The sequence below is a fragment of the Bacillus sp. 41-22 genome (genome assembly GCF_025809295.1).
Taxonomy (GTDB): domain Bacteria; phylum Bacillota; class Bacilli; order Bacillales; family Bacillaceae_G; genus Bacillus_A; species Bacillus_A mycoides.
Genome location: NZ_CP084035.1, coordinates 85,001 through 87,500, shown reverse-complemented (window position 1 = coordinate 87,500; position 2,500 = coordinate 85,001). Strand labels below are relative to the sequence as shown.

At 51.2% G+C, this 2,500-nt stretch carries 5 tRNA genes and 2 rRNA genes (1 of these 7 only partly in view); all 7 read right to left on the bottom strand.

The window, feature by feature from the left end:
* Nucleotides 1–8: 8 nt before the first annotated feature.
* Nucleotides 9–83 (bottom strand) — tRNA-Gly (locus LCF45_RS00470).
* A 29-nt stretch (nt 84–112) separates the two neighbouring features.
* Nucleotides 113–193: transfer RNA gene (locus tag LCF45_RS00465), tRNA-Leu, on the bottom strand.
* A 14-nt stretch (nt 194–207) separates the two neighbouring features.
* Nucleotides 208–283 (bottom strand) — tRNA-Lys (locus LCF45_RS00460).
* A gap of 14 nt (nt 284–297) precedes the next feature.
* A tRNA-Thr gene (locus LCF45_RS00455) sits at nt 298–373 on the bottom strand.
* A 4-nt stretch (nt 374–377) separates the two neighbouring features.
* Nucleotides 378–453: transfer RNA gene (locus LCF45_RS00450), tRNA-Val, on the bottom strand.
* A gap of 5 nt (nt 454–458) precedes the next feature.
* A 5S ribosomal RNA gene (rrf, locus tag LCF45_RS00445) occupies nt 459–574 on the bottom strand.
* A gap of 101 nt (nt 575–675) precedes the next feature.
* Nucleotides 676–2,500 (bottom strand): 23S ribosomal RNA (locus LCF45_RS00440) (it continues 1,097 nt past the right edge of the window).

The window sequence follows — 2,500 nt, the reverse complement described above, 5'->3', positions numbered from 1 at the left end:
CTGAAAATTGGAGCGGAAGACGGGATTCGAACCCGCGACCCCAACCTTGGCAAGGTTGTATTCTACCACTGAACTACTTCCGCAAGACATGTTTGAGTTATTTCATTAAAAGTGCGGGTGAAGGGAGTCGAACCCCCACGCCAAAGGCGCTAGATCCTAAGTCTAGTGCGTCTGCCAATTCCGCCACACCCGCATATTTCATTAAAATGGTGAGCCATGAAGGATTCGAACCTTCGACCCTCTGATTAAAAGTCAGATGCTCTACCAACTGAGCTAATGGCTCGTACAATTAAAAACTGGTGCCGACTAGAGGACTTGAACCCCCAACCTACTGATTACAAGTCAGTTGCTCTACCAATTGAGCTAAGTCGGCTAAATGGTGGAGGATGACGGGATCGAACCGCCGACCCCCTGCTTGTAAGGCAGGTGCTCTCCCAGCTGAGCTAATCCTCCGAATTGCCTGGCAACGTCCTACTCTCACAGGGACAAGGTCCCAACTACCATCGGCGCTAGAGAGCTTAACTTCCGTGTTCGGTATGGGAACGGGTGTGGCCTCTCTGCCATCATTACCAGACTATATTCATTTAAGACAAGAATTATTATAACTCATTAACTTTTGAAAGTCAACAAGTTTTTTATATTCTTTCAAAACTAGATAACATTGCTTCATATTATATGGTTAAGTCCTCGATCTATTAGTATTCGTCAGCTCCACATGTCACCATGCTTCCACCTCGAACCTATCAACCTGATCATCTTTCAGGGATCTTACTAGCTTACGCTATGGGAAATCTCATCTTGAGGGGGGCTTCATGCTTAGATGCTTTCAGCACTTATCCCTTCCGCACATAGCTACCCAGCTATGCCCTTGGCAGAACAACTGGTACACCAGCGGTGCGTCCATCCCGGTCCTCTCGTACTAAGGACAGCTCCTCTCAAATTTCCTGCGCCCACGACGGATAGGGACCGAACTGTCTCACGACGTTCTGAACCCAGCTCGCGTACCGCTTTAATGGGCGAACAGCCCAACCCTTGGGACCGACTACAGCCCCAGGATGCGATGAGCCGACATCGAGGTGCCAAACCTCCCCGTCGATGTGGACTCTTGGGGGAGATAAGCCTGTTATCCCCGGGGTAGCTTTTATCCGTTGAGCGATGGCCCTTCCATGCGGAACCACCGGATCACTAAGCCCGACTTTCGTCCCTGCTCGACTTGTAGGTCTCGCAGTCAAGCTCCCTTATGCCTTTGCACTCTACGAATGATTTCCAACCATTCTGAGGGAACCTTTGGGCGCCTCCGTTACACTTTAGGAGGCGACCGCCCCAGTCAAACTGCCCACCTGACACTGTCTCCCGGGTCGATAAGACCCGTAGGTTAGAATTTCAATACAGTCAGGGCGGTATCCCACCAGCGCCTCCACCGAAGCTAGCGCTCCGGTTTCAATGGCTCCCGCCTATCCTGTACAAACTGTACCAAAATTCAATATCAGGCTACAGTAAAGCTCCACGGGGTCTTTCCGTCCTGTCGCGGGTAACCTGCATCTTCACAGGTACTATAATTTCACCGAGTCTCTGGTTGAGACAGTGCCCAAATCGTTACACCTTTCGTGCGGGTCGGAACTTACCCGACAAGGAATTTCGCTACCTTAGGACCGTTATAGTTACGGCCGCCGTTTACTGGGGCTTCAGTTCAGAGCTTCGCTTACGCTAACCCCTCTCCTTAACCTTCCAGCACCGGGCAGGTGTCAGCCCCTATACTTCGCCTTACGGCTTCGCAGAGACCTGTGTTTTTGCTAAACAGTCGCTTGGGCCTATTCACTGCGGCTTTCCGTTAAGAAAGCACCCCTTCTCCCGAAGTTACGGGGTCATTTTGCCGAGTTCCTTAACCAGAGTTCTCTCGCACACCTTAGGATTCTCTCCTCGCCTACCTGTGTCGGTTTGCGGTACAGGCACCTTTTATCTCGCTAGAAGCTTTTCTTGGCAGCGGGGAATCAAAGACTTCGCTCCATAAGGAGCTTCCCCATCACAGCTCAGCCTTCACGATAAGCGGATTTGCCTACTTATCAGCCTAACTGCTTGGACGTGCACAACCAATCGCACGCTTCTTCTATCCTTCTGCGTCCCTCCATTGCTCAAACGATAAAGAGGTGGTACAGGAATATCAACCTGTTGTCCATCGCCTACGCCTGTCGGCCTCGGCTTAGGTCCTGACTAACCCTGAGCGGACGAGCCTTCCTCAGGAAACCTTAGGCATTCGGTGGACGGGATTCTCACCCGTCTTTCGCTACTCATACCGGCATTCTCACTTCTAAGCGCTCCACCAGTCCTTCCGGTCTGACTTCACTGCACTTAGAACGCTCCCCTACCACTGATACCATTGGTATCAATTCGCAGCTTCGGTGGTGTATTTAGCCCCGGTACATTTTCGGCGCAGAGTCACTCGACTAGTGAGCTATTACGCACTCTTTAAATGGTGGCTGCTTCTGAGCCAACATCCTAG